General features: G+C 45.5%; 28 protein-coding genes. 10 read left to right on the top strand and 18 right to left on the bottom strand.

Annotated features, from left to right (window positions below; genetic code table 11):
- Positions 1-166 precede the first annotated feature (166 nt).
- Complete coding sequence (locus E7L17_RS13625; protein WP_316323686.1) at positions 167-2,260, top strand: sodium-translocating pyrophosphatase; 2,094 nt, start codon at positions 167-169, stop codon at positions 2,258-2,260.
- A 72-nt stretch (positions 2,261-2,332) separates the two neighbouring features.
- Here E7L17_RS13625 and E7L17_RS13620 read toward each other — a convergent pair whose 3' ends face one another.
- The 10 genes from E7L17_RS13620 to E7L17_RS13575 all read right to left on the bottom strand — a co-directional run bounded on the left by E7L17_RS13620 (position 2,333) and on the right by E7L17_RS13575 (position 9,154).
- On the bottom strand, positions 2,333-2,482 hold the full coding sequence (locus E7L17_RS13620) for a hypothetical protein (RefSeq protein WP_316323685.1): 150 nt from the start codon (positions 2,480-2,482) through the stop codon (positions 2,333-2,335).
- Positions 2,483-2,495: 13 nt separating this feature from the next.
- Complete coding sequence (locus E7L17_RS13615; protein WP_316323684.1) at positions 2,496-2,720, bottom strand: hypothetical protein; 225 nt, start codon at positions 2,718-2,720, stop codon at positions 2,496-2,498.
- 90 nt (positions 2,721-2,810) lie between these two features.
- Positions 2,811-3,056 carry a heavy-metal-associated domain-containing protein gene (locus tag E7L17_RS13610; RefSeq protein WP_316323706.1) on the bottom strand — a complete coding sequence of 82 codons (246 nt, stop codon included), beginning with the start codon at positions 3,054-3,056 and terminating at the stop codon, positions 2,811-2,813.
- 111 nt (positions 3,057-3,167) lie between these two features.
- Positions 3,168-3,815: an HAD family phosphatase gene (locus E7L17_RS13605; RefSeq protein WP_316323683.1), complete on the bottom strand. Its 648-nt coding sequence runs from the start codon at positions 3,813-3,815 to the stop codon at positions 3,168-3,170.
- Positions 3,816-3,987: 172 nt separating this feature from the next.
- Positions 3,988-5,448 (bottom strand): aminopeptidase, encoded by a 1,461-nt coding sequence (locus E7L17_RS13600; protein ID WP_316323682.1) that lies wholly within the window; start codon positions 5,446-5,448, stop codon positions 3,988-3,990.
- A gap of 116 nt (positions 5,449-5,564) precedes the next feature.
- On the bottom strand, positions 5,565-6,167 hold the full coding sequence (locus E7L17_RS13595) for a lytic transglycosylase domain-containing protein (RefSeq protein WP_316323681.1): 603 nt from the start codon (positions 6,165-6,167) through the stop codon (positions 5,565-5,567).
- The gene (gene coaE, locus E7L17_RS13590) at positions 6,164-6,766 is read right to left on the bottom strand and encodes a dephospho-CoA kinase (RefSeq protein ID WP_316323680.1); all 603 of its coding nucleotides are present in this window, start codon (positions 6,764-6,766) and stop codon (positions 6,164-6,166) included. The genes E7L17_RS13595 and coaE overlap by 4 nt, the downstream gene beginning before the upstream one ends.
- Entirely contained in the window at positions 6,759-7,793 is a 1,035-nt protein-coding gene (locus tag E7L17_RS13585) for an L-threonylcarbamoyladenylate synthase (protein ID WP_316323679.1), read from the bottom strand. The genes coaE and E7L17_RS13585 overlap by 8 nt, the downstream gene beginning before the upstream one ends.
- Before the next feature lie 9 nt (positions 7,794-7,802).
- Positions 7,803-8,888, bottom strand: a complete 1,086-nt coding sequence (prfA, locus tag E7L17_RS13580) for a peptide chain release factor 1 (RefSeq protein ID WP_316323678.1) — start codon at positions 8,886-8,888, stop codon at positions 7,803-7,805.
- A gap of 68 nt (positions 8,889-8,956) precedes the next feature.
- Positions 8,957-9,154: a DUF951 domain-containing protein gene (locus E7L17_RS13575; protein ID WP_316323677.1), complete on the bottom strand. Its 198-nt coding sequence runs from the start codon at positions 9,152-9,154 to the stop codon at positions 8,957-8,959.
- Positions 9,155-9,486: 332 nt separating this feature from the next.
- Between E7L17_RS13575 and E7L17_RS13570 the strand changes: the two genes are divergently transcribed.
- The 3 genes from E7L17_RS13570 to E7L17_RS13560 all read left to right on the top strand — a co-directional run bounded on the left by E7L17_RS13570 (position 9,487) and on the right by E7L17_RS13560 (position 11,451).
- Positions 9,487-10,479, top strand: coding sequence for a biotin--[acetyl-CoA-carboxylase] ligase (locus tag E7L17_RS13570; RefSeq protein ID WP_316323676.1), 993 nt, complete (start codon positions 9,487-9,489; stop codon positions 10,477-10,479).
- 16 nt (positions 10,480-10,495) lie between these two features.
- Entirely contained in the window at positions 10,496-11,026 is a 531-nt protein-coding gene (locus E7L17_RS13565) for a ClbS/DfsB family four-helix bundle protein (protein WP_316323675.1), read from the top strand.
- Between the two features lie 134 nt (positions 11,027-11,160).
- Positions 11,161-11,451 (top strand): hypothetical protein, encoded by a 291-nt coding sequence (locus E7L17_RS13560; protein WP_316323674.1) that lies wholly within the window; start codon positions 11,161-11,163, stop codon positions 11,449-11,451.
- 510 nt (positions 11,452-11,961) lie between these two features.
- On the opposite strand, the gene E7L17_RS13555 is transcribed toward E7L17_RS13560, so the two are convergent.
- The 5 genes from E7L17_RS13555 to E7L17_RS13535 form a co-directional block, all read right to left on the bottom strand.
- Complete coding sequence (locus E7L17_RS13555) at positions 11,962-13,182, bottom strand: aspartate kinase (RefSeq protein ID WP_316323673.1); 1,221 nt, start codon at positions 13,180-13,182, stop codon at positions 11,962-11,964.
- A gap of 42 nt (positions 13,183-13,224) precedes the next feature.
- On the bottom strand, positions 13,225-14,133 hold the full coding sequence (thrB, locus tag E7L17_RS13550; RefSeq protein WP_316323672.1) for a homoserine kinase: 909 nt from the start codon (positions 14,131-14,133) through the stop codon (positions 13,225-13,227).
- Positions 14,134-14,216: 83 nt separating this feature from the next.
- Complete coding sequence (locus E7L17_RS13545) at positions 14,217-15,461, bottom strand: homoserine dehydrogenase (protein ID WP_316323671.1); 1,245 nt, start codon at positions 15,459-15,461, stop codon at positions 14,217-14,219.
- 125 nt (positions 15,462-15,586) lie between these two features.
- A complete protein-coding gene (locus E7L17_RS13540; protein WP_316323670.1) occupies positions 15,587-16,027 on the bottom strand; it encodes an ACT domain-containing protein in 441 nt (146 codons plus the stop codon).
- A 212-nt stretch (positions 16,028-16,239) separates the two neighbouring features.
- Positions 16,240-18,597, bottom strand: a complete 2,358-nt coding sequence (locus E7L17_RS13535; protein WP_316323669.1) for a transglycosylase domain-containing protein — start codon at positions 18,595-18,597, stop codon at positions 16,240-16,242.
- A 141-nt stretch (positions 18,598-18,738) separates the two neighbouring features.
- On the opposite strand from E7L17_RS13535, the gene E7L17_RS13530 reads away from it, so the two are divergent.
- Complete coding sequence (locus E7L17_RS13530; protein ID WP_316323668.1) at positions 18,739-19,116, top strand: hypothetical protein; 378 nt, start codon at positions 18,739-18,741, stop codon at positions 19,114-19,116.
- A 92-nt stretch (positions 19,117-19,208) separates the two neighbouring features.
- On the opposite strand, the gene E7L17_RS13525 is transcribed toward E7L17_RS13530, so the two are convergent.
- Together E7L17_RS13525 and E7L17_RS13520 are read right to left on the bottom strand one after the other, a co-directional pair.
- On the bottom strand, positions 19,209-19,400 hold the full coding sequence (locus E7L17_RS13525) for an alpha/beta-type small acid-soluble spore protein (protein ID WP_085834189.1): 192 nt from the start codon (positions 19,398-19,400) through the stop codon (positions 19,209-19,211).
- A 114-nt stretch (positions 19,401-19,514) separates the two neighbouring features.
- Positions 19,515-20,063 carry a hypothetical protein gene (locus E7L17_RS13520; RefSeq protein ID WP_316323667.1) on the bottom strand — a complete coding sequence of 183 codons (549 nt, stop codon included), beginning with the start codon at positions 20,061-20,063 and terminating at the stop codon, positions 19,515-19,517.
- Between the two features lie 225 nt (positions 20,064-20,288).
- On the opposite strand from E7L17_RS13520, the gene E7L17_RS13515 reads away from it, so the two are divergent.
- The 5 genes from E7L17_RS13515 (at position 20,289) to E7L17_RS13495 (ending at position 23,017) form a co-directional block, all read left to right on the top strand.
- Positions 20,289-20,735 (top strand): cell wall hydrolase, encoded by a 447-nt coding sequence (locus E7L17_RS13515; RefSeq protein ID WP_316323666.1) that lies wholly within the window; start codon positions 20,289-20,291, stop codon positions 20,733-20,735.
- A gap of 15 nt (positions 20,736-20,750) precedes the next feature.
- A complete protein-coding gene (locus tag E7L17_RS13510; RefSeq protein WP_316323665.1) occupies positions 20,751-21,311 on the top strand; it encodes a hypothetical protein in 561 nt (186 codons plus the stop codon).
- 185 nt (positions 21,312-21,496) lie between these two features.
- On the top strand, positions 21,497-21,871 hold the full coding sequence (locus tag E7L17_RS13505) for an RNA polymerase sigma factor (protein ID WP_316323664.1): 375 nt from the start codon (positions 21,497-21,499) through the stop codon (positions 21,869-21,871).
- Positions 21,868-21,981, top strand: coding sequence for a sigma factor-like helix-turn-helix DNA-binding protein (locus tag E7L17_RS13500; protein ID WP_316323663.1), 114 nt, complete (start codon positions 21,868-21,870; stop codon positions 21,979-21,981). The genes E7L17_RS13505 and E7L17_RS13500 overlap by 4 nt, the downstream gene beginning before the upstream one ends.
- Positions 21,974-23,017 (top strand): hypothetical protein, encoded by a 1,044-nt coding sequence (locus E7L17_RS13495; RefSeq protein WP_316323662.1) that lies wholly within the window; start codon positions 21,974-21,976, stop codon positions 23,015-23,017. Before E7L17_RS13500 ends, E7L17_RS13495 begins: the two co-directional genes overlap by 8 nt.
- A 65-nt stretch (positions 23,018-23,082) precedes the next feature.
- Here E7L17_RS13495 and E7L17_RS13490 read toward each other — a convergent pair whose 3' ends face one another.
- Positions 23,083-24,243: a cobalamin-independent methionine synthase II family protein gene (locus E7L17_RS13490; RefSeq protein ID WP_316323661.1), complete on the bottom strand. Its 1,161-nt coding sequence runs from the start codon at positions 24,241-24,243 to the stop codon at positions 23,083-23,085.
- Between the last annotated feature and the right edge of the window lie 291 nt (positions 24,244-24,534).

Raw genomic sequence — 24,534 nt, 5'->3', positions numbered from 1 at the left:
TTGGCATAACAATTTGTTAAATTCATCACTAAATCAAAAAAAATCAGAAAAATACACAATTAATTATTTTATTCTTATCTTTATTTAAGATAGTTTAAGGACACCAACTGTGCTACAATATGGTCAATTTCGATTATTTTTTAACAAGGCAAGGAGTTGACATACTGTGAAAGACAATGTAAATCTGTTTTTGGCAATTTCTGTAATCGTCTCTCTCTGTTCCTTTCTTTTCGCCGCATGGCTGTATAAATGGGTGGATCGGCAGCCATCCTCCAATGAAAAAATCGCCAAAGTTGGCGAGCTGATCCGCGGTGGTGCCAATACATTCCTAAAAAAGGAATACACCGTGCTTGCTAAATTTGCAGGCGCTGCGGCTGTACTCATCTTTGTGTTTTTGCCATCCCCCGTGTGGACAGGCGATGTAACCGCTAATATTATTATGGCAGTCTCTTATTTAGCCGGTACCGTTTTTTCTGCTGCGGCAGGTAAAATCGGCATTCAAATTGCTACCATTGCCAACAAAAAGACAGCTGAGGCCGCACAAAAGGGCATTCAGCCCTCGTTTATGTGCGGGTTCCGCGGCGGTGCGGTAATGGGCATGGCGGTAGTAGGCAGCACCCTGTTGGGCGTATCGCTGGTATTCATTTTAACCAATAGCACAACTTCTCTTCTCGGCTTTAGCTTTGGCGCAAGCTCCCTTGCCCTGTTTGCAAAAGCAGGCGGCGGTATTTTTACCAAAACAGCAGACATTAGTGCGGATCTGGTTGGAAAGGTTGAGCTTGGTATCCCAGAAGATGACCCTCGTAACCCTGCTGTAATAGCGGACAATGTTGGCGATAACGTAGGCGATGTTGCCGGTATGGGAGCCGACCTGTTTGATTCAAACGTCGCCTCAATGGCGGCCGCTCTTGTAATGGCAGTTACGTTAGATAAAGCAGCAGGCGGCACGCAAAATGCGGCAACGGTTTTCTGCTACGCGGCAACCGGCTTATTGGCCTCGATTATTGGTGTAGCAACCGCTCGTATGGGTAAAAACGGGAACCCCACTCGAGCACTCAATAGCAGCACGTACGTTACCACCGCTATTTTTGCTCTGTTAACCGCTTTGGCAACCTGGTTCTTCGGTTTAGAGTGGAGAATTTGGGGCGCAAGTATTATTGGTTTGCTCGTTGGCGTTGTCATCGGTATCGCAAGCGACTACTTTACCGACGATACAAGACCGCCCGTACACCACGTTGCAAACGCTTCGGAAACCGGTCCTGCATTTACAATTCTATCCGGTGTATCGTTTGGTTTCATCAGCACGCTACCGGCCATGATTGGTATCGGTGTTTCTGCTCTGGCGGCTTACAAAATCTGCGAACCGCTGGGCGGCAACTACCCCATGTTCGGCATAGCAATGTCTGCCGTAGGCATGCTCTCCATTGTTGGTATGATTATTTCGAACGATGCGTATGGGCCGATTGTAGACAACGCCCGCGGGCTTGCTGAAATGGGCGATTTGGGTGACGAAGTACTCGACATCACCGATTCGCTGGACAGCGCCGGTAACACCGTAAAGGCAGTAACAAAGGGCTTTGCCATTGGCGCCGCTGGCCTTACCGTAATTGCTCTGTTAGGCGCATTTATCAGCGAGGTAAACGAAGCCGGCGCATCCATTGCCGGGTTTGTGCCCATCACTGGGTTTGATATTATGAACCCCACTGTATTCTTTGGTATGCTGGTGGGTGCATCGATTCCTGCCGTATTCAGCGCTATGCTGATGCTTGGTGTTGACCGCAACGCACAGCGAATGATTGCCGAAATTCATCGCCAGTTCCGTGAAATCAAAGGCCTGAAGGAAGGCGACCCGGATGTTGTTCCGGAGTATGACAAATGTATTGAAATCGCCACGCATGGTGCATTAAAAGAACTCATCCCTGCCGGACTTATGGCGATTCTTTCAACCATTATTGTTGGCTTTATTGGCGGAGTCGAAGCCATTGGCGGCTTCTTAACGGGTAATATCGTCAGTGGACTTTTACTGGCTCTGTTTATGAGCAATGCCGGTGGACTTTGGGATAACTCAAAGAAATTCATTGAATCTGGTCACAACGGCGGCAAGGGCAGCGATGCTCATAAAGCGGCTGTGGTGGGTGATACGGTTGGCGATCCCTTTAAGGACACCGCAGGTCCCTCCATTAATACGCAAATTACCGTTGTTTCTCTAATTGCCTCCTTAATGTCTACCCTATTTCTTACCATGTCTCTCTTCCATTGAGTTTTGTATTTATATTAAAAAAACGCACTTTACATCTGTAAAGTGCGTTTTTATTCTAAATTTGTTTTAAACCTATAAATCCTGTAAATCGGCATCCGGAATATTATTCTCTAAATTGTCACGAGCTAAGTCTGTATCAATTACCGGGTATATATCCTCCGGAATTGGTTTTTCTCCCCGCTCCTCAATTGGCCATACACTTTTTGGTTTTTTCGGTTCCATGTTACAGTCCCTCTTATTGTTTTAGTTTAAATCGCTCAATGCAGTCGTGAAGATCTGCGCCGGAACGAAATTCTTCCCGTAGGATCTCTTTTTGTGCGTCTTCCGGCAGGGACAAAAAATCATCTTTCATTCCTGTGTCTTTATCAAAGAACTCACGGAAAGCAATTGGAAAGATTAAGCCATTGGTTCCACTTTCAATCACACAAATCACCTCAAAAATAGCTTGCACCAATTCCATCCGATTTATCCGTAAGTAGATTTCACGTAATATCAATTCAACTTTTTAAATTACAAACGCAGAACAACCCTGCTTTCGCAGGGTTGTTCTTTACATTTTGTGGTCTTCATTTCCAAGCAGCTCAACGCTTTTACAAATTCCTCTTAAACGCTTTTCAATTGCGGATACATCAGTACCGGTGCTGTCATAATCGACTGCAACCCGGTCTTCCTGTGCGTTTGCACTTACGGAAATCACACCCGGAATTTCGTCTAAGTCGTGCTTAATTTGCTTAATTTCATGAATTCCGTGAAGTCCCGGTATTTTGAAATACGCACTTTGTTTTGACACAAACATCACCTCGCCCATAGTATCGGCTAAGGCAATACGGTTATTCACCCATTGTGGCGAGCTTTTCAACAAAGATATTTTATTCTGTTGATAAGTAAAATCTGAAAGAAGACGGCATTATAAAAGCTCATGAAAATCTCGAATAAATCGGTCTGCATGCTCCCGTAAGCGAGGTTCTTCCCCCGCGCTATATGGGTCAAACACACCAACCGTATAAAACCCGCCTTCCTTTGCACCGCGCAGTGCATCCGGTAAATCTTCAAAAACCGCACATTGCTGCGGATTAAACTCGATTCTTCGAGCCGCTTCTTCATAAATATCTGGGAAACCCTTGCCCCTGCTTACTTCCGATACCGTTACGATTGCATCAAACCAATCTATAATTCCATGGCGTTCCAAGGTAGGAAGAAACAACTCACGGTAAGACGATGTGGCAACTGCAAGCCTAACACCCCGCTCCCGCAAATGCGAGAGATATTCCTTTGCGCCGGGCTTTAGCTCTACCCGCAAGCGGTATGCGTCAAGCGCCATTTCGCTCCATTCTTCGGTTAGCTGCTGCGGTGTTTCGCTCAGGCCAAACCGGCGAATGGTATACTCTGCCGACTGCCAAAAGCCAAGAAGCGCCACGGCTTGTGCGTAATCTTCCGGCACCGGTATTCCTCTTCGCCCCAACGAGCCTTGGTCAATCTCTTTCCATACGCCCATGGAATCGAGCAAGGTACCATCCAAATCAAAAACTGCACCCTGAATCTGTTTCACACGCATTCTCCTATTTCCATTCTCATGAAGCGGATTCAATCTGCTATGTATAAGAAGAACCCGAACATTCTTTCTGCTATTCTAGCACACAACGCTCAAACATTCCATCCCTATATATAGGCAAAATTGAGACAAAAAAGGAGCCCTCTTTTCAGAGAGCTCCTCATATAAATAATGGTTATTCCCCAATGGGTGTTTCAAAGAATGCCTTAAAACCACGATATGCCATGTGAATATCGAGCTTTGCCGCAATCTCAAGCGGTGCATGCATGGAGAGCACCGGAACGCCAACATCCACAACATCCACATTCAGGTTTGCAATGAACATGGCTACCGTTCCGCCGCCGCCTGCGTCTACCTTGCCAAGCTCACCCGTCTGCCACAGAACATCGTGCTGGAAGAACAGATTGCGAACCTGTGCCATAAATTCCGCAGAAGCGTCAGATGTGCCGGATTTGCCGCGTGAACCGGTGTATTTCATCACCGAAACACCGTTATTCAGGTAGCAGGAGTTTGCCGGCTCGTAAGCACTGGCATAAATGGGGTCATATGCTGCGCAAACATCCGCAGAGAGGCACTGGGATTGTGTGAATACATCTCTGGCCTCCACACCGTCCTGCTGTGCTAAGGTTTCTACAAAATAGCGCAGGAACGAGGAGTTCAGACCGGTGTTGCCGTCACTGCCCACTTCCTCTTTGTCTGCAAGAACGGTAATGGCGGTATGCTCGGGGGTTTTGCAATCCAATATCGCCATCAGCGCCGGGTAAGAGCAAACGCGGTCATCGTGACCATAAGCACCTACCATGCTGCGGTCAAAGCCCAAATCTTGTGCATGCCATGCGGGAACAAACTCAATTTCAGAAGAAACAAAGTCTTCTTCCGTTACCCCATACTTTTCGTTAAGGATACGCATGACATTGAGCTTAAACAAGCTTTCGCCTTTTCCTGTTTCGGTGCGAACGGGGCGGCTGCCAACCAAAATATTCAGGTTCTCCCCTTCAATGGCTTTTGAAAGCGGCTTCGACATTTGCTCCGCTCCCAAATGAGGGAGAAGGTCTGTTACGCAGAACTGCGGCTCGCCCGGCTCTTCACCAATGCGAATATCTACAAAGCTGCCGTCTTTGCGCACAATGCGGCCGTGCATAGCAAGCGGAATCGCCGTCCACTGGTATTTTTTAATACCACCGTAATAGTGAGATTTGAGCAGTGCCAAATCATTGGATTCATAAAGCGGGTAGGGTTTTAAATCGAGACGAGGGGAATCAATATGAGCGGCAGAAATACGCACGCCCTCGCGGCAGCCCTTTTTGCCGATTACCGCCAGAACAATCGATTTGCCCCTGTTGTTGTAATAAACCTTATCGCCGGGCTTATAAACCGCTTTGGAATCGAGCTCGCGATAGCCGCGCTTCTTGGCTTCTTTGATCGCAAACGCAACGCACTCGCGCTCTGTTTTGCACTGGTCGAGGAATTCTTTATAGCCCTCGCAGTACTCATCTGCTTCTTTTACCTGCTCATCGGTAACTGAGAAAAAGCCATTTTTACGGTTAATTAAAAGCTCTTCACGCAGTTTATCTACCTCTGTCTTTTCCTTTTCCGCGGTTTTCTTCTCGCTCTTTTTTTCTTCTTTCTTCGCCATAGCAAATACCTCCTTCGTCATAATAAAGCCATACGGCTTTTCATCAGGCGCCCTCTGCTCCACAAAAATAAAGCAGATTCTTCCTTCCAAATAGTTAGTATCTATTCAAACAGGAACTAAAAATCGTATAATTCCTGATAGATTTTATAATTCTCCGTCACTGCTTTGGCATAGTGCGCCGTTTCTGGGTAAGGGATTTTCTCAAGCTTTACACCATCTGGCGAAATGGAACGGTCTGCCAGCCAGCGGTCAACCGAACCCATACCAGCGTTATACGCACACAGCACCGTAGTTTGGTCGGAATAGAGTGTTTTAAGCAGCGCCAAAAGGTAGCAACCGTATTTTACGTTGATTGCCGGGTCTAACAGTGATTTCTCATCCATCACCGATTGCCCGGGGAGCTTCGTTTGCAGCCATTGAAAAGTTTTAGGCGTAATTTGCATTAGCCCCATTGCCCCCGCACGAGATTTTGCATCTTCGTCAAAATTGCTTTCTGCCTTTACTAAAGCATACACCAAAGCAGGCTCCAAACCATTTGCTTTGGCTTCCTTCTCTATGATGTCCTGATAAGCCAGCGGATACTGTTGTTTCTTAAAAATTTCGTAGCTCTGAGACAGACAAAAATAACCAATTCCAGTTAAAAACAGCAGAAACAGCAACACAGGCAGAATTCGCTTCTTCTTTTTTCTCTTATTACCGTTTGCATAAAGGATTTTCATCTGTGCCACCTTTCCAGAAGGGCGGCCATTTGTCGCCGCAATTCCCCAGGCTCTTCGTCACCGCGGAGGGTAGCATCCGAGCGCTCTGTATAATAAGAGTCTTCCTGCTGGGCATGAATTCGCGAAAGCGCCATTTCGCGGTCAATTTGGTCGCGCCGAATAATGCGCTCTAACCGCACAGGCATTGGTGTGATTACCGCAAGGTTTTTATCGCAAAACGCTTCGGCACCACTTTCAAACAGCAAAGGAGCATCCACAATAATAAACTCCTTGCCTGCTGTCTTCCATTGCTCAATTTCATCCTTAACTCTCCGCAGAATCCACGGGTGTGTAATTGCATTGAGCCGGTGAGATTTTTCAGGGGTAGAGAACGCACGGCGCGCTAAAAGCGCTCTGTCTACGCTTCCGCTCTCAGTAATAATATCTTCCCCAAACTCGTTACAAAGCTCCTGCACACAAGGCTTGCAATCCACAAGCACCTGCCGTGCGGTTTTGTCGCAGTCAATTACCGCACAGCCCAATTCAGCAAAGATGCCTGCCACAGTCGATTTTCCCGCTCCGGTTGGCCCGGTAAGCCCTATTACCACAGTGTTAGCCAAGCTCTACCACCTCAAATCCTGCTGCGCGAATCAGCCGGTTATACACCGCCAAGCCAACGCCGCTTGGCTGGGGACTATGAGCATAAACTACCTCTGCTCCTAGTTCATCGAGTTTGCGAAGCGCATCAAACAAATGACGTGCCTGCGAGCAGGCATCCTCCTGTTCGCCGTAGGCGACCGCAGGAACCTGCAATGACCTTTGCTCGCCATTGTAACAAAGTGCAAATACACCTTCGTTCGCATGGCTGTTCACGTAATCAATATAAGCCGAAAGATTCCCTTTTACTAACACTACGTTCGCCCTCGGCGAATAATGCTTGTACTTCATACCGGGAGAAAGAACTTTTTCACCCGCGGCAAGCGGATTGAGCACTGCGGGGTCAACCTCCACATGCCCTAAGACCTGCGAAAGCTGCTCCGGAGTAATTCCACCCGGGCGAAGGAGCCGTGGAACCTCTTGCGCTAAAGTGATTACGGTTGATTCCACTCCAACGTCACATGCACCGCCATCTAACACCGCATCGATTCTACCATCCAAATCCGCCAATACATGCTGGGCTTCTGTTGGACTTGGGCTGCCGGACAAATTTGCTGACGGAGCTGCCAGCGGCACGCCTGCGGCATCAATTACCGCGCGGGCAACCGGGTGTGAGGGAAAACGCACCGCCACCGTAGCTTGCCCTGCGCTCACTTCATCTGGAATCAGCTCAGACTTTGGTAAAATAATGGTAAGCGGGCCTGGCCAAAAGTGCTTTGCCAGTTCCATTGCGCGCGGTGGTATTTCGCTTACCAAAGGCGCCCATTGTTCTAAATGTGAAATATGAACAATCAAGGGATTGTCCATCGGCCGCCCTTTGGCAGCAAAAATTGCGGCAACGGCCCTACCATTGAGCGCATTTGCCGCAAGGCCGTAGACCGTTTCTGTAGGTATGGCAACAAGGCCACCCTCACGGAGCAGCCTGCCAGCCGTTTTTATCTCTTCTTCCCTGTTCGCCGAAAGGCGCAGGGTTGTTTTTTGCTCATCCATGAATTTGCTTTAATACTCCTGACGTTCCATCGTTTCTTCCAGTTGTCTGGCGCGGTCCGCTGTAATCAGCGCATCGATTACTTCGTCAATATCTCCGTTGAGCAGTTCCTCCAACCGGTAAAGCGTAAGACCGATACGATGATCGGTCAACCGCCCTTGCGGGAAGTTATAGGTACGAATGCGCTCCGAGCGGTCACCCGTGCCAACCTGCGATTTTCTCTGCTGTGCTACCTGTGCATCCTGCTCGCGCTGCTTTGCTTCATATAAGCGTGAGCGCAGAACTTTCATCGCTTTATCTTTATTTTTAAACTGACTTCGTTCATCCTGGCATTCCACCACCGTGCCAGTAGGCAAGTGGGTAATGCGGATTGCCGATTCTGTTTTATTAATGTGCTGACCGCCCGCACCGCTGGCACGGAAAGTATCAATCTGTAAATCGACTGGGTTAATTTCAATTTCCACATCGTCGACTTCTGGCAAAACAGCTACCGTTGCTGTTGAAGTGTGAATACGCCCCTGCGTTTCCGTTTCCGGCACACGCTGAACGCGGTGAACACCGCTTTCGTATTTCAGACGCGAATACGCACCATCACCGGTAATTTGAAAGCTAATTTCTTTATACCCGCCAAGCTCCGTTTCGTTTACGTTTAAAAGCTCGGTTTTCCAGCCGCGCCTTGTAGCGTACATGCTGTACATACGGAAGAGTCGCGCCGAGAATAGGGCTGCCTCTTCGCCGCCTGCACCGCCGCGAATTTCTAGAATGACGTTGCGGTCATCATTGGGGTCACGCGGTAAAAGCAGGATTTTCAGTTCATCCGCCGTTGTTTCAATCTGGTCTTTGGCGTCCTCCAGCTCCTGCTGAATCATTTCCTTCATTTCGCGGTCAATGCCGGATTCGCCGAGCATTTCGGTCGATTCCTGCACGGTTTGAACGGCTTTTAGATACTCGCGGTATTTATCTACAATAGGCTCCAGATTTTTATATTCCTTCATCAGCTCGGCATAACCCTTGGCATCTGCCGCGACGGCAGGGTCGAACATCCGCTGATTCAATTCCTCCAGCCGGTTCACAAACACGGTTAGATTTTCAAACATTTAAGCTACCACCTTAATCATTGTTTTATTGCCTGTATTCTACAAAACAGTTTTAACTGGTTTGGTAGCTACAACGTATCCTGCGTTTCTTCTCTCAAGATTTTCTTAATGTTTTTTTCGCATTTCAACCTTGGTACCATTACCTCATGCCCGCAGCCCTTGCAGCGGATTTTAAAATCCATACCGGCGCGGAGCACTAAAAAATCTTTACTGCCACAGGGATGCGCCTTTTTCATTTGCAAAACATCACCGGGTCTTATGTCCATTCCGTACCCCTCCCGCTATTTTATCTCTACACGAGTAAAACACTACGTTAAAAACACCTTTATATTCTAATATTATAACATGATAAGCACCATAAAACCATTCTCTTCCTCAAAAAGAGAGTTTGCAGATTTTACAGTTGCCCCAGCACATGCGACACCATCCCTGCATGCACCGTGTGATAAATTTAGGTGCACTTTATTATAACACCATTTGAAAAAAAGTCCCACGATTTTCCGAAAATACTTGTGTTTGCTGTTCTATGCTTGCCTATTGAGTGGCATACGGGCTATAATGGAAAAACAAGCGTATAAAAAAGGACGGAGAATAGAATATGAAAAAGGAAGAAATTATTCTTCAATATTTAAAAGAAAGCACAGATTACCTTTCCGGCGAGGAGCTAAGCCGTAGGCTTGGAATTTCACGCTCTGCTATATGGAAGAACATTAACAGCCTGCGGGAAAGCGGCTACGTCATTGAGTCGGTAACCAACCGCGGTTACCGCATTGTAAATTCCTCCGATGCACTCACTCCTATGGAGATTCAAGGCGGGCTTAAAACCAAAGCATTTGGCAAAACAGTCAGCGCGTTTGCAGAAATAGATTCCACCAATGAAGAAGCCAAACGCCAAGCACATAATGGCGAGGTACATGGGGCTGTTTTTGTTGCAGAGCAGCAAAATGGTGGTAAAGGCCGGTTGGGCCGCCCTTGGCAAAGCCCTCCCAAATCTGGTCTTTGGTTTTCCCTCTTGCTAAGACCCGATGCAGCACCGGCACAGGTTTCGAACCTGACTTTGCTGGCGGGGCTTGCCGTGAGCCGTGCCATTCGCACATACACGGGGTGCGATGCAAAAATCAAGTGGCCGAACGACATTGTCATCGGCAGTAAAAAGGTGTGCGGCATCTTAACCGAAATGACTGCCGAAATTGACCGCGTCCATTTTGCAGTGGTCGGAATAGGCGTAAACGTAAACGATGAGAGCTTCCCCGAAGAACTCAAGGAAAAAGCAACCTCACTCCAGCTTGAAACAGATGCACCGGTTTCACGTGTGGCTTTACTGCAAGAAATTTTAAAGGAATTTGAAGCATTATATGAGGAATACTTTGTACAAGGTAGCAATCATTGGCTTGTATCCTACAAAGAAAATTGTATTTCGCTCAACCGCACCGTCGGGGCGACCCGCGGGCACGAAAAAATCGTTGGCACAGCGGTAGACATTACCGAGGGCGGCGAGCTGGTCGTGCAAAAGCAGGACGGTGAACGCATCGAAATTAACTCTGGCGAGGTTGTTGTGCAGGGCATTTACGGACAAACTCCGGAGTTGTAACGAACAGGAGACTTCTATGGCAAGCTACGATTACAAAAGCAAAGAAGAGTTGCTCGAGGCCATTGAGCAAAAATATCAGCTATTTGCCACCGAATTTGATGGGATACCTGAGGAGGACAAAGACCTTTTACTGGAGGGGGTAGACAAAACCCCTGCGCAAATGCTCGCCTACCAAATTGGCTGGCTTCCACTGGTGATGGGCTGGGATAAAACAGAGCTTTCCGGTAAAATACCAGAAATGCCTGCATCCGGCTACAAATGGAACCGGCTGGGGGAGCTATATGCTAACTTTTACCGCAATTGTGAAGGGCTTACGTTACAGGAGCTTCGCGAACGCTTTGCCAAGGAAAAAGATACATTTTTAAGCTGGGTGACAAATCTCACCGAACAGGAGCTGTTTGTGCAAGGCGCACGCCGATGGACGGGAGATAAATTAAACTGGCCGATGGCTCGGTGGATACACATTAATTCTGCCGCTCCATTCCAAACCTTCCGTGCAAAAATTCGGAAATGGAAGCGCCTTCGCTCTCGGGCAGGCTCGAAATGAAGCAGAGGAAAAAGACATTCTTGGGTATCCGATTTTTTCAGGTTTCTTACTCTCTGTTACTATTTTTATCCATTACGAGTCTTTTTATATCAAAGCAAAGCGATGTTATTTGGATATGGATTTGGTTGTTCTATATGCCTTTTATTTTCTTTGGTGCTTACCTATATGGTTTTGTAATGGGCATTTTAACGCAATTCCGCATTAGAAGCACCATAAAACAGCTATTCTGTCAGGCAGGGATTTATTTTGTTTTGTCTCTGTTTCTTACTCTATTGAGTTATTTGTCTTTTGCTGAAAGCTTTGACTTTTTACGCGACCCTTACTACACTTTTTACCCTGCGATTGGTTCTTCTCTTCTTTTTATAGTGGGTTCCCTGCTTACGAAATGGATACAGAAGAAGATTGGGAATCTTAAAGCCGAGTAAAGAATCCCAACAGTGAGAGTATAGAAAAAGGAGTTTTCACTGTTGTGAAAACTCCTTTTTTGATTGCATGTTCTTTACTGCTTTCGAAGCTTATAAAAACGGAACCCAAACATAAGCCAAAAAGCAAGAATTAACATTAATAAAAAATAATCAATTACTTGTAAATGGCCAAAATCCATCGTGAAATAACAGAATACAAAAAGACAAATGTTTTCAACTATAAAAATGATTAATTCTTTTTTCATGTTTCCCTCATCATCCATATAATTTGAGCCATCAAACCAATGAGTATTAACGTCTTGATAAATGATATATCAAAAATCATACTTCTACCCCGTTTAATATTATAATTGATAAAACTTATACGACAATCTTATTTATATAGTACCATTATAAATATTTATTATCAACTATTTTAGTTTAAAAAGCAGGAGCTAGCGCAACCGCGCTAGCTCCTGCTTTTATAATGAAATTATTTTCCCGCTTAATAGGGAAAAATTTTAAGGAGGCTTATTGATCGATTACCTCTGGGAAGAATTTGTTATGAATTGCCGCAACTGCCTTATCGGCATCCTTGCGCTCAATCAGAACCGAAATCTTAATTTCGCTGGTGGAAATCATTTGAATGTTGATGTTAGACTCAAACAGGGATTCGAACATCATAGCGGCTACGCCGGGGTGTGTTTCCATACCGGCGCCAACGATAGAAACCTTTGCAACGTCTTCATCGTATACCACGCTGGAGGCACCAATCTGCTCTACATAAGGGGTAAGAACCTCCATGGCAGCCTGCAGGTGATCTTCTGAAATGGTAAAGCTGATGTCCTTTGTGCCGTTGCGCCCGATGGACTGCAAAATAATATCGACATTAACGCCCTTTGCAGAGAGCTTAGAAAACACCTTAAATGCCAAACCGGGACGATCCGGTACACCAATAATTGCTACACGGGCTACCCCGTTATCCTTTGCAATGCCGCTAATCAACATTTTTTCCATTTTGCTTGCCTCCTTAACAATCGTACCCGGTACCCGGTTATAGCTGGACAATACTTCCATCTCAATATTATATTTCTTTGCCATTTCCACAGAGCGGTTATTCAGCACTTGCGCACCAAGTGTCGCTAACTCCAGCATTTCATCGTAGGAAATCACATCAATTTTCTTTGCATTTGGTATTTTACGGGGGTCTGCGGTATACACACCCTCCACGTCCGTATAAATCTGGCACAGGTCTGCGTGCATTACTGCCGCAATAGCTACTGCGCTTGTGTCGGAGCCGCCGCGGCCGAGCGTGGTCATATCATTGTAGCGGTTAACACCCTGAAAGCCTGTTACAATCACAATGTTCCGCTTATCAATTTCTTTCTTGATGCGGTCTGGCACCACGCGCTTAATGCGGGCAGAGCCATAAGCGGTATCGGTTTGAAAACCAGCCTGCCAGCCAAGAAGAGAAACCACCGGGAAGCCCATCTGCTCAATGGTCATAGCGAGAAGTGAGGCAGACATTTGCTCACCGGCTGTTAACAGCATATCCATCTCCCGTTTGGACGGGCGGGGATTTACCTCTTTTGCCTTGGCAATCAAATCATCCGTCGTATCTCCCTGCGCAGAAACCACAACGACCACGTCGTTATTTTGGGAATACGTTTTGGTGATGATGTCGGCGACGTTGCGTAAACGTTCCGCATTTGCAACGGAGCTGCCGCCGAATTTCTGAACAATCAAGCTCATAACGTTCTGTCCTCCAATATCAGATAATATATCGCTAAATCATTAGTTTTTACTGGTTTCTTTAAATACCTTTGCACCGTGTGCCTCTGCACTGCGAACCGATATTTCCCAATCCGCTACGCCCCACTCTGCCATATGCACCTGTGCGCGCTGTGCAAAGCTTTGTGCCTGCTCCGCCTCCACCATTGCAATAATTGTCGGGCCTGCACCACTCACATAAGTGCCTAGCGAACCCAGCGATTCACACAATTCAAATACCTTATCGCAGTGGTCAATGAGTCCCTTTCGGTATGGCTGGTGAATGCGGTCTTGCACCGCAACACGCAGGTTTTCCAAATTCCCCGAAAAGAGAGAGGCCGTCATCAGCGCGGAACGCGATAAATTATAGACCGCATCCTCTCTCGAATATTCTTTCGGCAAAACCTTGCGAGCCGTCTCGGTTTTTAGCTCAAAGGGAGGCACAAACACTGCAAACCGAATTTTATTGGAAACCGGCACGCTCACGCTGTACACTCTCCCCTGCTCCATCGCCGAGGTAACAAGGCCACCTAAAAGGGCGGGCGTGGTATTGTCGGGGTGACCCTCAATTTCGGCAGCAAAATCAATTAATTCCTGCTGATTCAGCGGGTTACCTAGAAAATGATTGGCGCCGAGCAAACCGGCCACAATACAAGCCGAGCTGCTGCCTAGGCCGCGCGCCATGGGGATGTTGTTCTCCTGCTCAATCCGCAAGCCTTGCAGGCTGTACCCGCAGCGCTCGTACAGGAGTTTTGCTGCCCAATAAACTAAGTTATGCTCATCTTGGGGTACTGCGGTCGCATCTCTGCTAGAAATCTGAAGCGTATCGCTTGGCTCCATCCAAACCTGATTGTACAAGCTCAGGGCAATTCCCAGCGCATCGAAACCGGACCCCAAATTTGCGCTGGTCGCCGGTACTTGTATTCGAATCATAATGGGATTTCCTCTTTCTAAATTAAGCATTCAATTATAAGGCAAATTTATATATTACTTAAGATATCAATTTATCAAATGGATTAAAAGTCACCCAGACGCAGGGTAGAACGAATCTCAATGCCTTTCGCTTTCATTTCCTCTACGGAATGAAGGAAGTCTTCCTCCACCATGGGCTCTGTTACGAAAGCAAACTCATCTTTCTCTGCTCCCTTACGCACGAGCTGGCGAACGGCTCCAAATAAGCCCTCTGCCTGACCCAATGCAAAAGCGGAATCTTTAGATTTAGCTCGTACATAGAAAGCAACGGTATCCTTACGGTAATCGCGCACATAGTTCGGCACAGCGTCTTCCCAATATAGGTACTTGCGTGCCTTGAAGTGACGAACACAATCAATCACATCTCCTACTACCGCACTCGCGGTGGGCAGCTTACCGGCTCCCTTACCATAGAACACAACATCGCCAATGGAATCGCCACGCACCTGTATACCGTTGAACACATCGTCCACAGTGGCAAGTTGGCTGCTGCGGGGAACAAACATGGGGCAAACAATAATGTGAATCTGGTCGTTCTCCAGAATCTTCACACGGCCAATCAGCTTGATGACACCACCCCAAACCTCTGCGTACTCTACATCTGCCAAGGTTACTTTGGTAATTCCCTCTGTGTGAACCTGGTCAGGGTATACATGCTTGCCGAATGCCAAGGAGGCCAGAATGCAAATTTTGCGGCAGGCATCCATGCCCTCCACGTCCGCGGCAGGGTTGCGCTCTGCGTAGCCAAGCTTCTGCGCAAGTGCCAGTGCGTCTTCAAAATCCATTTGATCGCGAATCATCTTTGTTAGTATAAAGTTGGTAGTTCCATTGAGGATACCGTCAATCTCAATGACATCGTTTGCCGCAAGGCACTGGCTCATCGGGCGAATAATCGGGATACCGCCGCCAACACTTGCCTCAAACAAAAAGTTCAGGTTCTGCTTTTGTGCCAGTGCAAGTAAATCGGCACCCTTTGCCGCTACCAGCTCTTTATTGGAGGTAACCACGTTTTTACCTGCCAACAGGCAGCTACGCACAAAATCATATGCCGGGTGTAGGCCGCCCATAACCTCAACTACCACTTTTACATCCGGATCATTTAAAATATCGTCAAAGGATTTGGTAAAACGATCCGCAAGCGGATCCTCCGGGAATTCCTTTAAATCCAGAATGTATTTGATTCGTATTTCTTCTTTCGCGCGTTTTGCAATATTTTCTGTATGGTTGGTTAGTACCTCTGCCACACCAGAGCCAACTACACCATACCCCATGATTGCGATTTCCACCACTTCATCCACACCCCTTAATCTAATTTTCCCTGTAAGTTGTTCCCCCATCCTACATAGCAGGGAAAGAACCATTTTTGAAAAGCCATTTGAAAGCCACAGGATTCATTTCAATAGCAAAATTCGATTTATTGATCGGTAATGTTATCGATACTGCACACGCCCTCCACATTGAGAAGCAGCGCAAGCAATTCGTCTATTGTGCCAAGCAAATTGTTAATACGAGCTGAAATAGAAACCATTGCTTTCCCACCAACCGGAATATTCTGATTAATGGTCAATATATTAGCTCCCGCTCCGTAAAACTCAGACACCAAAGACATTAAAACACCGGGGCGGTCAAACAACACCGCCTGAATGGTTAAAATACGGTTGGTCGCCTCTGGCTGGTACGGATACACAGAGTCTTTGTATTTGTAAAACACGCTGCGTGAGATCCCCGCCATCCGTGCCGCCTCAGATGTGCTGGCGGCTTCAGAGTTCATAATATACTGCTTGGCTTCCACAACCTTGGAATATACCTTTGGCAGAACCTTTTTATCTACCAGAAAAAAAGTTGACTCTTTCATTGTCCACCACCCACGAACTATTGTATTGTAATAAAATACAGTTTATCATTTTCCGACGTTAATTTCAATAGTGAAAAGTGTAAAAATCTGAATCTTCCTTTCAAAAAAGCAGTATGCTTTGACCAAGAGACGCAGTGAAATTGAAAAAAGCGCCTGAAAAATAATTTTTTCAGACGCTTTTGATGATTCAGTTGCTATGCTCCGGGTCACACTTACGTATCTGGCGGAACCCAAAGGCCGTTATTGTCTTGCCCTGGGCGATTCCCATCTACAGGTGAATGAGACGAGGGGGCAGACGAATGCGGGTTTTCCGGTTTCGAGGGCTTTGATGGCTCCCACTCCGACTTAGAGCTTGTTCCCGGAGATGGCTCCTCTTGCGATTCTCCTTGTGAATTCTCCGGCTTGGAATTCTCCGGCTCTGAAATCACCTCGGAATTAACCTCAGAATTCAAAGGCGGACTGGTGTCTACCTCTGGCATATTGCCACGTTCATACCAACCGGTTTTCGTAGCAACGCCAACATTTGCACCAGAAAGCTTTCCGTTATCGGTACGGAAGGTTGCGGAAACCACATTGGAATCTGTGGGAAAAGAAACTTTCTTCTTTCCATCCAAATACTGGGTCATAATACTCTTCCAAATTTTTGTGGCATACCGGGTATAGTTTTCTTTTTGGTTATGAGACAGTGATTTTGGTGTCTCATATCCCGTCCAAATACCGGCAACACATTGGGCAGTACCACCTACAAACCAACTGTCCTTATCTTCGTCGGTCGTACCGGTTTTACCGAAGACTTCCCAACCGCTTACGGCTGCTCCGCCGCCAGTGCCCTCTGAGCCATATACAACGGTACGCAAAACACGGTTCATAATGGTAGCCGTTGATGATTTAATAACCTGTGTTCCCGCATTCTGGCGGTTGTCCAAAATTACGTTTCCATCGTGGTCTTCTACATAGTAATAGGTAAATGGTTTAAAGTATTGACCGCCGTTGCCAAACATTTGGTATGCGGCAGTCATTTCTTTTACTGTTACACCGCCATTCATACCACCAATTGCCATTGCAGAAATTTGCACGCTGTCCGTTTTAGGATTCAAGTGCGTAAATCCAAGTTGTTCTGTTAAGAACCGATAGGATACGCTAGGAGTAATCTTCTTTACAAGGCGAGCAGCCGCAGCGTTTGAAGAAATTTCCAAAGCGCGCTGTACCGTAATGGAACCGTAAAACTTACGATACCAGTTATTCGGGCCGGGTTTTCCGGGGCCGAAATAATTATCTACTGGTTCATCTGGTAAAATAGTGGAATAATTGATGACTCCCATATCGATTGCCGGGCCATAAGATGCGATTGGCTTAATCGATGAACCAGGCTGTCGCTGGCTGTCTGTCGCGTAGCTTAAAAGGCGGTTGCCAGTTTTCTCACCGCGGCGGCCAATGGTCGCAAGCACACGCCCGTTATAGTCCATCATATAATAGCCCAACTGAATTTTTTTATCGGACGGCATACCGTTGCCAGAGACAACCTCCTCTGCCACCCTCTGCGCTTTTGGATCCATCGCGCTGTAAATTTTAAGGCCACCGTGGTACATCATGTACACAGCCTTTTCTTTTGAGATGCCCTGTGTTGCTTGCAGGTCTTCCACAATATCCTCAAACATCGCATCCACATACCAGTTCCACACCGGTGAGTCGTTCACTACATTCTCGTTTTTATTGCCCACAAACACCATGTGGTTCGTTTCCTCCATGGCGGTGTTGTATTCATCTTGGCTAATCATTTGCTGGTCGAGCATTTCTTTTAAAACAATTTGTTGGCGAGTCTTATTATTCTGTGGAAAGTTTAAGGGATTGTATTTATACGGATTCTGTGTAATCGCAGCTATTGACGCACACTCAGCGAGTGTAGCCTGGCTGATCTCTTTATCAAAATACAGGTTTGCAGCCGCCTGTACCCCTTGGCACCCACTGCCATAGTTTACTACATTAAGGTATGCCTCCAGAATTTGCTCCTTAGAATAGCGGGAATCTAAATTCACGGCACGAAAAATCTCTTTGACCTTACGGGTGAGGCTTACCTCATTATCGCCGGTAATATTTTTTACCAGCTGCTGTGTGATTGTAGACCCGCCGTAGCTGCCACCTTTGGTAAACAGAGTTGTAACTGCACCGGCTGTGCGGCGCCAATCTACCCCGTTATGTTCCATAAAGCGCTTGTCTTCAATTGCAACCATTGCGTTTTTCATGTTTTGAGGAATCTTATCGTAATCCACCCAAATACGGTTCTCAGAGCTGTAAAGACGCTGGTATTCCACCGGTTGATCCGACTCGTTATTCACATAAATAAAGCTGGTATAATTGAGTTTCAAATTATTGAGGTCCATTTTGATGGATTCATTGCGAAAACTCATGACAAAAGAGATTAAAAAAAACAGTACAATTACTCCGGCAACTGCCAGAACCGCCACTATACTGCCAACTCCCCTTGCAGCAATTCGCACGGCGATGGATGCACTCCCGGCGCGGCTGGTATCTGGTGCACCAACGTACTTGTTTAAATCAGTTTTTCTCATAGGCGGTCACCTCCTTTTGCTGTTCTTTTACTGTGCCCGAAACCTTTGTCTATCTATAAGGATGGCACAAATTACCGATATTCTTGCAGATATGTATAAAATTCCCATCTTGAACTAATACTATCGCTGAGGTGATTCCTTTTGAAAAAATTCGTCAGTCTAGCCGTGTGTACCGTATTGGTCCTGGTCGGCCTGATGCTGATTGCACATTTCAGTCCTCAGGTGAGCGGCAATCCCGCCCCTTCTGCAGTAGAAAATCAGATTCATTTTACCTCAAATGCCCCATCAAGTCAAGAAAACGGTAACCTGCCTGCCATGGCAAGCCAACAGGGCGGCTATTGGGTGCGGAGCTATGATGGTAAAATCGGGATTTTTAAAAATGAAGAAAATACCCCGTTTGAAATGATAGACGTGGACGTTTCTTCTCTTCCACAAACCGACCAGCTTTTGCTCGCAACCGGGATTAAAGTAGATTCCGAATCGGACCTTCAGCGTATTCGAGAAGATTATGAAAGCTAAGAATGATTGATTTGTTTTTAAAAACCCCTCCTCCTTAAAAAATTGGAGCCTCATATCCGGCTGGATATGAGGCTCCTTTCATTTAGCAGATTTTATTTCATGTTCTGCTCATAGGACTGGATCATTTTCTTAACCATCTGGCCACCAACTGAGCCAGCTTCTCTGGAGGTCAAATCACCATTGTAACCCTGCTTGAGGTTTACGCCAACTTCAGAAGCAGCTTCCATCTTAAACTTATTCAGTGCCTCACGAGCCTGAGGAACAACATTCTTATTGCTTGCCATAATAAAATACACTCCTAATCTTTTTTTTAAATAATTTTTTTAAAACTCTTTGTGCGTCTGCAAAGTTATTGTGTGCCATCATAGATTTTTTATAACTGACAATTTTTTGTAAATTTAAAAAGAATATCCATTTTCCGATTCTATACCGCACAACAGGCATACGGCGCAGGCTGCCAGCAAGGAATACGTTCCTATTTCTTTTTGCAAAACCACTGTAATATCTTTTGGTTCTAAGATTTCATCTGTGAGTGTACATAAGCTTCGCAAAAGGCTCACACAAGCGCTACCATCCGAAAGGCTTGCGACACTAAGCGTATCTTTGGAAGAAGTACCGCATACCACCGGAATCACAGGCTCGCCCAAAAGCTGTTCTACCGCTTTTTCACAGCGCGAACTAAACACAGCGGGGATTCCATAGGGGAGCTCACTTTTCTCCGTGCTGGGAATAAAGCTGTTTTTAAACACTAAAATTGTATTTGGCGTGTCTATCACTGGCAGCTTTTCGCAATCGTAAATACAAAAAACTTCTTGCGCTATACCGGGAATATTTTTTAAATGTGTTCCGTTAAAATATTGCACCCGGCCATGCCGGCGCAGAACTTTCAGCAGCACTTGTGAAAGAGCCGTATCGCTCTGCTTTCCACACAATACAATGGTTTTCATGCTCCCCCTCTTTTCTTTTGCTCACTGTAAAACGCAAAAATTTGCCATATGCCTATATCCGCATCCATTTTGAAAACACGATTGCGGTACTGATTAGTATAATTCTTCCACTGCGGTTTATGTGGGTTTGCTGCTAAAAAAGTATTTTGTGTCAGAATCAAAGTACAACCATATACTGTGTTAAGGCTATTTTTCGCAAATTGTATCAAACAAGGAATGAGCTATATGCCCTATAATGAAAGAGAATTGCTCGCAAGGCTGATAAAATGCGAAGCCGGTGGCGAAGGCGATACCGGAATGAAAGCCGTAGCTACCGTAGTGGCAAATAGAGCCAACGTTCCATATGGCGAATTTTTTCGAGTCAGCCAAGGCGGCAGCATCCGTAACATCATTGAACAACCCGGCCAGTTTACTTGCATGATGACAACGGTAGGTGGACAGTACAACGCACAAAACGTGTATAACATGGATCCAGAAGAGATTCACTACGAAATTGCAGACGCAATTATTGCTGGCAATTTGTTTTCCGGCATCGGCAATAGTCTGTTCTACTTTAATCCATTTCGTCCTACTTGCCCAAGTTCATTCCCTCCCGGAGGCGTTGGAGCCTTTTACAGCCATATCTATCAACACTGCTTTTACGCGCCCACAGAAAAATACAAACTCACATAATGAGGTGACCACACCATGAATCAACCAAACATGGGGTACAGTGCGGTTTATTCCCAAACTGGCCCTTGCCCATCCTGCGGAATGGGTGGATGGCCGCAGGCCGCTGCACAAAATATGCAGCCCACCACAAGTGCACAGGCTCAAATGGCCGCACAAATTCCCCCGCAGACAATGCCTAACATGACGCCCCCTATTACTACCACACCCTACCAGCAGGTGGATTTTCAACAGCCCGCCGGCGCATCTCCCTCGGCGACTCTTACACAGGGAGCAACCTCCGGCCAAGGAGCTTTTGTACCCAACTCTCCACCAGAAAGCTTCTCCGGTGCAATTACGGACCTAACGCAGCCTATGCCGATGACGGTAGAAAGCCTGCAGTATTTAAACGGATTCCTGCGCACCCAAATCGGGCGCCGGGTTCGTGTTGAATTTTTGCTTGGAACAAATACTTTAACAGACCGCACCGGCACGTTGCTGGGTGTTGGCGCAAACTATATTTTGATAAACGAATCTGATTCAGATGACTTATTGGCTTGCGATTTTTACAATATTAAATTCATTCGTTTTTATTATTAACCAAAGTATTTCAGTTCATAAAAAGCTCTGTTTCCATTGCATAAAGGAAACAGAGCTTTTTTATTTTAATTACATTATGAAAATGAATTTTCACATTATACTAATTCTTGATAAATAAATATTTAATTAATATAAAGTAACCTTTTAACGTCATCAATCGTTTTATAGGTGAAAGGAGTGATGAAATGCTCGATTCGGACGAAGCTTTGCTTGAAGAGAAATACGATAATTACAGCACCATACTTTATCGTCTCTGTATGGTATTGCTCGGAAATCAACAGGATGCCGAGGACGCTGTTCAAGATACATTTGTACGTTATTGGAAGAAAAGACCCGTTTTTCAAAATACAGAACACGAGAAAGCATGGCTGATTCGCGTTGCGACCAACCGAAGCAAGGATAAGCTGCGCAACTGGTTTCGCCGCTCCACCGTTGGAATGGATGTACTTAATAACATGGTTGTTTCTGAAAATGACACCTTTGTGCTAGAGCAGCTTTTTACATTGCCAAGCCGAGAAAAAACTGTTTTGTTTTTCATTATTCAGAAGGCTATAAAGTGACAGAAATCGCTTCCATATTAAAAATCAGCGATAATGCAGTAAAGGCAGCACTTTATCGCGGCCGTAAAAAACTGAAAATACAACTGGAGGAGGTTGCGGTAAATGAATGAAAGGGATATTACAAAGTCGATTGAGAACATAATGCCAAATCCCAACCTAAAAGAGAAGGTGATTATGGCTGCACTTTCTTCACCGCAAAAATGGACAATCCGCAAAAAACTGCAAGTTGCCACATGCTTTAGTTTATTTGTATTAATTACGCTAAGCGGTCTGCGAGTTGGATGGACTCCAACTACTACTCCCCCAAAAAATCAGTTTTCACTGGTTGCCATGGCAGAAAACCAAACGGAAAGCTCTGTGGAAAAAGGCAAAAAGATTAACCTTAGCCTTATTAATCAAACTTATGGCTACCAACCCATGCGCGCCAGACTCGATAACGCTGATGAGGAATGGAAACATTATGGTTTTTTAGGTCTAAAATGCAAGGGAGAAAACATTAAAAGTATTACTTATGATTCACAAGAAATAGACTTCGCAAAAATTGTTTTGTTAGATAATAAGCAATTAGATATTCTGTTTAATGCCTATTTTAAGGTGGACGACCTTAATGGTAATTTTCCAAATATGCAAGGAACCAAAAAACCAGAGGAAATTCCAGAAGAATACAAGGTTTACCCTTGTCAGGATTGGGTGGACCCTTATTCAAATGATTCTTCTTACAATTTGGATAGTCTTTACACCGCATTCCCTGACGCAAAAAAATACGAATATTATGACAAGGATTTTAATGAATCGGTAGTAACTTGGTGCTATAAAACAGTAGGAAAGAGTTACACCATTTCTTATGAAGACCAATACGATTTCAGCAAGCAGTTCGGCTATAAAGTTGGCAAAATTGTGACCCGAAAAGAAATGGCCGAAATGAATAGTAATGCTGAAAAAGCTCTAAAACAGGGCAAAAGCGTAAAAGAAGTAGACCATATGTATTATTCCAAGTTAGAGAATGACATTTTAAAAGAGTTAGATGCTAGACTCGATGGAGAAATTCTAAAGGTAACCGTTCATTTTAAAGATGGTAGTAGCCAGCAAAAGCGCTTTCAGTTATATTACGACGAAATCTGGAACCTCTGTATAAAACAACTGTAGCGAGCGCTACTCTGAAAATAAGAAGAAGGATTCCTCATGGAATCCTTCTTTTTATTGGTTTTCTATTATTCTCCCCAGAATGAAAGGGCTATTTTCTGGCCTTGGTCAATTTTTGCCCACTGTTCCTCTTCTGTGAGCTCGTTGCCGCAGTCGCAAGAGGCAAAGCCGCACTGGTGAGACAATAATAAACGCTCCTTGGGGATGATTTGTGCCGCCTCATTGAGCAAACGCAATACACGCTCTTCATCATCTAGTGTATTCGTTTTACTAGAAAGCAGACCCAGCACAATTTCAGTATTTGGTTTTTCTTGGAATACGGCAAGCGCCTCCAATGAACCGGCTCTATCATCATCCCACTCCAAGAAAAAGCGGTCATATTTGAGCTGCTTTAGGAACAGGTTGGCAATCTTGAGGTAGGAACCGCCGCCCATGTTGCGGGAGTCATAGTTACCACGGCAGTTATGAGTCCACATTTGTAGACCAAGGCTGTGTCCATAATCAATTACGGTATTGTTAATGTCAATAAACTCGGATGCCAAGGCATGTACCGTAGCTTGATCCACATTCTCACCCGTGTAAGGAGAATTGGGGTTATCGTCTGCAAAAAGCTCCCACAGGCAGTCATCCAGCTGCAAAATCTTTCCGCCTGCTGCGGCAAACTCCGCAAGAAACTCGCAGTATGCTTTCACAAGTCCTGCCTTTAGCTCCTGTGTGGTAGCATAAACGGAATCTTTGCCACCAATATTATCCGACCAAGAGAGCTCCCCGAAAATATGGGATGGCGAGGGGATGCAAAGCTTTGTCTCTTTTTCCCCCGCAATGGATTGTAGGCGTTTGAACACCTCAATAAAATGGTGATTCTTTCCGCTAAGAGGAGCTGTAATGCGTAGCCCAATATCGCGGCGTGTTTCGTATTTTTGCGTATCGTCTTTATCACGGAAGAAATAGCCATGGTCTGCAATATATCGACTTACGCCCTCAAAGCCCCAAACAAAATCCAGATGCCACATCGATTTTGAATATTCACCGTCTGTTATAATCGCAAGGTCATGCTGTATTTGTTGTTTCACAACCTCTTTGGTTGCCTCGAGCTCGCATTGCTCATAGCCTTCAAAATCGGAATAGAATGGGTACGTAATGTCATCCCGCTCTTCAATTTGGTGTTTGTAGCCCAATAGGTTTTGGGGACGCAGTAAACTGCCGACCGTGTGGAATCTTTTGCTCATTTTGAAGCCCTCCCTGATTTCTTTGTTTAGACCATTATATTATAGAAGTAAACATATATGGTAACTCCTATTCTCTATACGTTGTTATAGCTATTAACTATACCTTTTGATATTTCGAAATAAATACCTATATTATATTCTTTCTTCTTAACATGTAATGTCATTTGAAAAATTTGATTGCATATCTAGCAAATAATAAATATCCGCCGGCTAAGCCGGCGGTTTTTCTTAGTCGCCTATAAGGCTCCATTACTGGCCGCCCTTGCAAGGGCATATTACGGTCTGACACTT

It is taken from the genome of Clostridium sp. (assembly GCF_032576335.1).
GTDB lineage: Bacteria > Bacillota > Clostridia > Oscillospirales > Acutalibacteraceae > Faecalispora.
The sequence above is the reverse complement of the archived record's forward strand: the minus strand, read 5'-3'. Positions and strand labels throughout refer to the sequence as shown.

Coding starts and splice junctions, on each gene's coding strand:
- E7L17_RS13620 (WP_316323685.1), bottom strand. CDS start 2,482: ATGGAACCGAAAAAACCAAAAAGTGTATGGCCAATTGAGGAGCGGGGA.
- E7L17_RS13615 (WP_316323684.1), bottom strand. CDS start 2,720: ATGGAATTGGTGCAAGCTATTTTTGAGGTGATTTGTGTGATTGAAAGT.
- E7L17_RS13610 (WP_316323706.1), bottom strand. CDS start 3,056: ATGTTTGTGTCAAAACAAAGTGCGTATTTCAAAATACCGGGACTTCAC.
- E7L17_RS13605 (WP_316323683.1), bottom strand. CDS start 3,815: ATGCGTGTGAAACAGATTCAGGGTGCAGTTTTTGATTTGGATGGTACC.
- E7L17_RS13600 (WP_316323682.1), bottom strand. CDS start 5,448: ATGGCGAAGAAAGAAGAAAAAAAGAGCGAGAAGAAAACCGCGGAAAAG.
- E7L17_RS13595 (WP_316323681.1), bottom strand. CDS start 6,167: ATGAAAATCCTTTATGCAAACGGTAATAAGAGAAAAAAGAAGAAGCGA.
- E7L17_RS13585 (WP_316323679.1), bottom strand. CDS start 7,793: ATGGATGAGCAAAAAACAACCCTGCGCCTTTCGGCGAACAGGGAAGAA.
- prfA (WP_316323678.1), bottom strand. CDS start 8,888: ATGTTTGAAAATCTAACCGTGTTTGTGAACCGGCTGGAGGAATTGAAT.
- E7L17_RS13575 (WP_316323677.1), bottom strand. CDS start 9,154: ATGGACATAAGACCCGGTGATGTTTTGCAAATGAAAAAGGCGCATCCC.
- E7L17_RS13570 (WP_316323676.1), top strand. CDS start 9,487: ATGAAAAAGGAAGAAATTATTCTTCAATATTTAAAAGAAAGCACAGAT.
- E7L17_RS13565 (WP_316323675.1), top strand. CDS start 10,496: ATGGCAAGCTACGATTACAAAAGCAAAGAAGAGTTGCTCGAGGCCATT.
- E7L17_RS13560 (WP_316323674.1), top strand. CDS start 11,161: ATGCCTTTTATTTTCTTTGGTGCTTACCTATATGGTTTTGTAATGGGC.
- E7L17_RS13555 (WP_316323673.1), bottom strand. CDS start 13,182: ATGAGCTTGATTGTTCAGAAATTCGGCGGCAGCTCCGTTGCAAATGCG.
- thrB (WP_316323672.1), bottom strand. CDS start 14,133: ATGATTCGAATACAAGTACCGGCGACCAGCGCAAATTTGGGGTCCGGT.
- E7L17_RS13540 (WP_316323670.1), bottom strand. CDS start 16,027: ATGAAAGAGTCAACTTTTTTTCTGGTAGATAAAAAGGTTCTGCCAAAG.
- E7L17_RS13535 (WP_316323669.1), bottom strand. CDS start 18,597: ATGAGAAAAACTGATTTAAACAAGTACGTTGGTGCACCAGATACCAGC.
- E7L17_RS13525 (WP_085834189.1), bottom strand. CDS start 19,400: ATGGCAAGCAATAAGAATGTTGTTCCTCAGGCTCGTGAGGCACTGAAT.
- E7L17_RS13520 (WP_316323667.1), bottom strand. CDS start 20,063: ATGAAAACCATTGTATTGTGTGGAAAGCAGAGCGATACGGCTCTTTCA.
- E7L17_RS13515 (WP_316323666.1), top strand. CDS start 20,289: ATGCCCTATAATGAAAGAGAATTGCTCGCAAGGCTGATAAAATGCGAA.
- E7L17_RS13510 (WP_316323665.1), top strand. CDS start 20,751: ATGAATCAACCAAACATGGGGTACAGTGCGGTTTATTCCCAAACTGGC.
- E7L17_RS13505 (WP_316323664.1), top strand. CDS start 21,497: ATGCTCGATTCGGACGAAGCTTTGCTTGAAGAGAAATACGATAATTAC.
- E7L17_RS13495 (WP_316323662.1), top strand. CDS start 21,974: ATGAATGAAAGGGATATTACAAAGTCGATTGAGAACATAATGCCAAAT.
- E7L17_RS13490 (WP_316323661.1), bottom strand. CDS start 24,243: ATGAGCAAAAGATTCCACACGGTCGGCAGTTTACTGCGTCCCCAAAAC.